3 protein-coding genes and 1 pseudogene are annotated in these 5,478 nt (G+C 58.5%); 2 read left to right on the plus strand and 2 right to left on the minus strand.

From position 1 onward, the window contains the following. Positions 1 to 762: 762 nt before the first annotated feature. Entirely contained in the window at positions 763 to 2,550 is a 1,788-nt protein-coding gene (locus AAFO90_RS23780; protein ID WP_347511032.1) for a choice-of-anchor F family protein, read from the minus strand. After that, positions 2,547 to 3,038, minus strand: coding sequence for a choice-of-anchor F family protein (locus AAFO90_RS23785; protein ID WP_347511033.1), 492 nt, complete (start codon positions 3,036 to 3,038; stop codon positions 2,547 to 2,549). Before AAFO90_RS23785 ends, AAFO90_RS23780 begins: the two co-directional genes overlap by 4 nt. Before the next feature lie 627 nt (positions 3,039 to 3,665). Here AAFO90_RS23785 and AAFO90_RS23790 point away from each other — a divergent pair. Further along, positions 3,666 to 4,586 carry an IS5 family transposase gene (locus AAFO90_RS23790; RefSeq protein WP_347511034.1) on the plus strand — a complete coding sequence of 307 codons (921 nt, stop codon included), beginning with the start codon at positions 3,666 to 3,668 and terminating at the stop codon, positions 4,584 to 4,586. Then, positions 4,564 to 5,352: pseudogene (locus tag AAFO90_RS23795) on the plus strand (hypothetical protein); the annotation flags it as partial. The gene AAFO90_RS23790 and the pseudogene AAFO90_RS23795, both read left to right, overlap by 23 nt. Between the last annotated feature and the right edge of the window lie 126 nt (positions 5,353 to 5,478).

Raw genomic sequence — 5,478 nt, forward strand, 5'->3', positions numbered from 1 at the left:
TCGACGCCCAGAGATTTGAGAAACGAATTTGTAGCGCACATTGCGAAACGCACTCCCCATCATGAGATGGAGATCACATCGCAGCCGAAGCCATTAGCAGCAATGTGGGGTTGAGACGGCGCTTACAAATAGTCTTGTGAATTTCATTTTGATCTCCCTGTTGCATTACCGAACTCCCGACCTGTCCCGGCGGTGAGCTCAAACTGTCATACGTAGCGGTATTCTCCTTTTGGAATGCATTACGGATCATGTTGGCGGCTAATGCTTCACCGATCAAGCCTGTTGCGTGTTTTGGGCCCAACGCGGCTAGGTTGAGGCGGGAGAGCCCAAACATTGATCAGTTTATTGTTGAGTGAATACAGAGGCATGCTGTCCATACTTAAGCTGAGGTTGCAAGGTGTTGAGGCGCAGCATTCGTGCGTGATCGACGCCCGGAAACAGGGAGGTGTGTCCCGCGGCAGTGGCCGCAGAAATGGCTGCTCACCCTCTCCTGAGGTGGAGAAAAGGGGGCAGTAACCCGGGGGGATTCGACTGGGGATCGACATGGCGGCTGACCGCGCCAGTCTGTCTGTTTCTCTCCGGGGGGGCTTATTGTGGGAACTGTCAGTGACGTGACAGCGGACCTGACTGCCTAATTTGGGGCAGCTACTGCAGCCCACGTCGGCCGGGGTGCAACAGCATTTCTTCAGGCCCGGAACATCAATGAAAACGGGCCTGACACCGGAAAGGCGTCAGGCCCGCGCTTTGCCCAAAGGGCGACGTTTAGAATTCGTAGTTCAGGCCGACTTGCAGTCTGTGGCTCTCGTAGTCGCTACCAATCGACCCAGTGTAGCCGCCATAGAAAACAGACCCGCTGGATGCGCTGGACGCCAGCTGCGTTTCAAAGCCCAGCTTGACGTCAACCCAGTCGTCATCAAGCCCCTGGACCGGCAGTGTGGCACCCGGCAGGCCGATAAACCCGCTGAGTACGGCGAAGTCACTGCCCGATGCAAAGGTGTATTCCAGGCCACCGGTAAGAGTGGTGAGCCCCTGGGACCCAGCAAGATCGTACTCACCGCGGAAACCGACCGACCCGAGAACGATGTCGCTGGACAGGCCATCGACGTTCAGGTTCCAGGCGCCGGCGCCGGTTTCGTTGAAGGCGTCAACGGACATGTCATAGTATTCCACCGAGGCCAGCGGCCCCCAACGCAACGCACCAACCTCCTGCATGTACTCGGCTTGCAAGGCGCCAAAGACCTGCGTGCCATCGGTGCTGCCCGTTGCTGTCTGCCCAAGCACATTGCGGCTCGAGTCGTAGGAGCTGTCCTGATAGCCGACCAGGGCCTTGATCATGCCGCCATTGCCGAACCCGAAGCGACCATAGGCCGTCAACGAAACACTGCTGGAGTCCACCCCGCCCAGGCCGTTCTGCGCGTCTGCGCTGCCGTCGGCGACCCCCAGGACAGCACCCCAGGCCGTGTTTGCGTTCAGCTGTTTCTCAAGGCCGAGCGACAGCGATGCAATATCGACATCATAGCCGACCGAGGTTGCTGTGGGATCATAAGTGGCCTGACTGCCGTTCAGCGAGAACAACCCGGTCCAGCCTTCTCCCATGTGCCAGGTGTCAAAGCTACTGTTGCGGGTGACGCTGCCCTCGGCGCCGGTCACGCTTTGCGACGGAATGGCAAAGATCGCATCGACTTGCCCGCGGGATACTTCAAAGCCAAGGTTGGCGAAAGCGGGCGCAAAGCTGTAGCCGGTGCTGGTCAGTGCAATGCTGCGCTGAGCGGCGGTCATGGCCAGCATGTCGGCGATCGCCGTCTGATAGGCCGCCGCATTGCCCAGATCCAGGTAGGGCACATTGGCGGCCCCATCCAGATACCCGGCAAGCTTGAACTCGTAGGCCGAGGTGGCATTGGCAACGATCGGCGCGAATTGAGGTGCAATGCGCAATGTGAACTCACCGTCATCGATGCTGCCCACCGTTACCGTGAAATTCAGATTTGCATTGCGCAGATCTTCGATCTCGTCCACCGCAAACAGACCATTGGCCTGCGCCGCGGCGACGATATCCGCAGGCACCAGACCACCGTCAACATAGCCGAGGTCTGCCACGCTGACGCCCAGTGCTGTCGCCAGTTCAGTCAGGCGCGCGTCGATGTTGGCAGCGGTGTCCAGCGTGCCATACGTCCAGCCGCCGTTAGAGAGATCGTTCCATGCCACCAAAGCAGATTCGTCGGTCGGATCATTGTTGTCGTCCCAGAACAGCCCGTCCGGCGTCATCGTGTCGTCGATGAAGGAGTCGCCGAAATTGGCCAGATATTCTGTGTTGCTCAAGGCGCCGAAGGTCAGTGCGTCAACGCTAGTGGTCGAGGCCAGTGATGCCCGGCTGCTTGAGAAAAAGCCGATTTCGCCTTCTTGCCCGCCGGCCCCGAACAGCCCGTCTGGCAGCCTTGCACCAATGCCGATATCCGTCGCGTTGAGATTGAACAGAACAGCGTCCGACGGGGCAAGGGTGCCCATCGCATTGCCATTAGCATCCAAGAGCTGAAGAGAGAAGCCGGTCATCCGGGCGCCGGTGAAGTTGGAGGTCTTACCGAAGTGAAGTAATCGACGGTTGGGTACGTTGCGCTGGCAACGGTCCGGATGCGCATGTCGAAAGGCGAAGGGCCGGTCAGCTGCGTTTTGACACGTTTGCCCGAACCGCCTGCGGAGTCGCAATAGACGCCGTCCTGGCTGGCCATCAGACAGTTGGTCACATCTCCCCGAGAGGTCAAGTTGGAGAAGTCCGTGATGATTTGCTCGAATGGATCCACGTAGGTGAACCCGCCAGATCCATCCGGCACCCGCGTCCGGGTAAAGGTCACCGCCTTCACCCCGGGAGGGTCGATACCCTCATCCGGATCCGCGAAGATCAGGCCGTCGCCGCTGGTTGCGATGAGAGGATCAGCAGGCAGTAAATCGGCGGACGCCGCACTTGCAGTCAGTATCAGCAACGCCGCAGGAGCAACCGTCCCCAGCTTCCAGAAATTATTGATGGATCTCATTTTGAGCATGCTCCGTCGATTCTAATTTTGAAGCATGCAAACTTCAGTGTAACAACTGACGCGAACAATGAATTCGAATATTAATATGTGTCAACTGGACAGCCAGTACGACCGCACGAGCGTTGCTGCATCACAACAACGGTGATGCCCCAAAATGGTTATATTCTGGCCGTGGGCGTTGTGGCGCTACATCGCCACGAAAGTGTGTTGGAACAGGTAATAGCCTGTCTGGTATGCGCGGATACCGTCAGCGTATGACAGCTTTTGGAAATGGAAACTTATTGCCTGGGGTCATCATCAATCCCTGACTATTTCGTGTTACAGTCGCAAATCAGGGAATTAGTGGCGGAGAGACAGTCCGTTACCTATGACCCTGTTGCATTTTTTATCAATTAAAACATTCACTTGATGCTGTGGCTTGAAAAAATTGTGTAGCAAGTTGTGTAGCAAAATCAGCGAGACTGTCCTGCGTTTACAGGCTTCGTATAATTGAGCTGCGCTACATTTTCCATAAGGTACGAAAAAAGGCTCAACTCATCACGCGGCAAGACAATCCCAATCTAGGGAAAGTCTGAAAAACCTCGTGCTCTGAGCGGGTTGCGGTAGACTGAGCGGGACCTTGAAGGATGCCCGCCGATGCCCAAACAGCCCGCCTTTCCTGCGCTACGCCAGTCGATGAAGAAGAAACAGACGCGGCGTGAGAAGTTCCTCGCCGAGATGGAGGCAGTGGTGCCGTGGTTACGCCTTCTCGCACTTGTCGAGCCGCACTATCCGAAGGCTGGGCCGAAGGGCGGTCGGCCTCCGATGCCGATGGAGACGATGCTGCGGGTCTATTTCCTGCAAAGCTGGTACGCGCTGAGCGATCCGATGGCTGAGGAGATGCTCTACGATAGCGAGGCGATGCGGCGGTTTGCCGGGATCGAGCTTGGCGATGACCGCATTCCCGACGAAACGACGATCCTCAACTTCCGGCGCCTGCTGGAGAAGCATCAGCTGACCGAGAAGCTGTTTGCCGAGGTGAACGCCTACCTTGCTGACAAGGGCATCACGCTGCGCTCGGGCACGTTGGTTGATGCGACGATTATCGATGCGCCGTCGTCGACGAAGAACAAGTCCAAGGCCCGTGACCCCGAGATGTCGTCAACAAAAAAGGGCAATGACTGGTATTTCGGGATGAAAGCCCATGTGGGCGTGGATGCTGACAGCGGCATCGTCCACAGCCTGGAGACGACCACAGCCAAGACCCATGACAGCCAGGTTTGGGACGAGCTTCTGCACGGCAAGGAAACATCCGTCTGGGCAGACAAGGGGTATGTCCACGCCGGTCGGGAGGCCGCCTTCACGAAAGACGGCGACGCCTTCTGGGGTGTGATGCGCAAGGCCCCCAAGGGCGGTGAGCTGGATGAGCTAGACGAGCAGATCAACCGGATCATCGCGAAGGTGCGCGCCAAGGTTGAGCATCCGTTCCGGATCCTCAAGCGCCAGTTCGGCCATGTCAAAGCCCGCTACCGGGGTCTGGCGAAGAACCGGGCGCATCGCGTCGTGTCTCAGATTTAAGGGCAACGCGACAGCTCACGAGGAGGGTCTCTGGTTTCTGCCAGGGCCGCTCGAGGAAGAACCGGATGATTTGCCTCCCAGCCCGCGGGCGGAACCGCCCGACACTGCTGTCATCGACGATTGGGCAAAGGCACAAGGCGTTCACGCTGCGCGACTGGCACGCGTGGCAGCACGCCTGGGAGCTCTGGATGACCGGCTGCTGCGCGGCCCGGAAGGCTGGCGGCAACGGCTCGCTTTGATTGAGGCGGCCGACCTGAGCTGGTTAGCCGGGGATCGGGTGAGTTCTGATCGCCTAGCGCTCTGGGTATCGATGCGGTTGTCAGGCGCACAGGATGACCCCAATGCCCTGGCAAGAGTTGGATGGGCTGTTCGACGCCTGACAGGCGGTCCCGGACCGAAGGTTGACTTGGCTGCTTTCCTAGATCGCCGCGATCCCGAGAACATTCAAGACAGCGCAGAGCGTTTCGAAGATCGCGCGGGCGGTTGGCTGGATGTCATGGCAGCTTCGGGCGACTTACATCCAATCACGCGGGCTTGCATGGGCTTTCATCTCTGGAGCCTGGCGGGCCTTGGGCAACACGGCGACCAGATGGAAGCCGCCGTCACCGCGTCCAGGATCGCGGCAAGCGACGGAAGCGGAGCCATCTTTGCACCGCTCGCCATGGGCGGGGCAGGGGGGCTGCGTGCTTCTGGTTCTTTGAGCGAACGATTGACCTGTTGGTTGGAGGGCATGGAGAGCGCTGTTCTAACGGCGATGAGGAATCTGGTCGTGTCTCGGAGTTGGTGGAAATTTGAAGGCGGCGTAATCTCCGGGTGAACATCCACCCACCCAACCGGCGGCGGCAACCGCCAGGGAGATCACGCCATGACCAAGAATACCTATACTTCCAGT

Source organism: Phaeobacter sp. CAU 1743 (genome assembly GCF_039839315.1).
Lineage (GTDB): Bacteria > Pseudomonadota > Alphaproteobacteria > Rhodobacterales > Rhodobacteraceae > Phycobacter > Phycobacter gallaeciensis_A.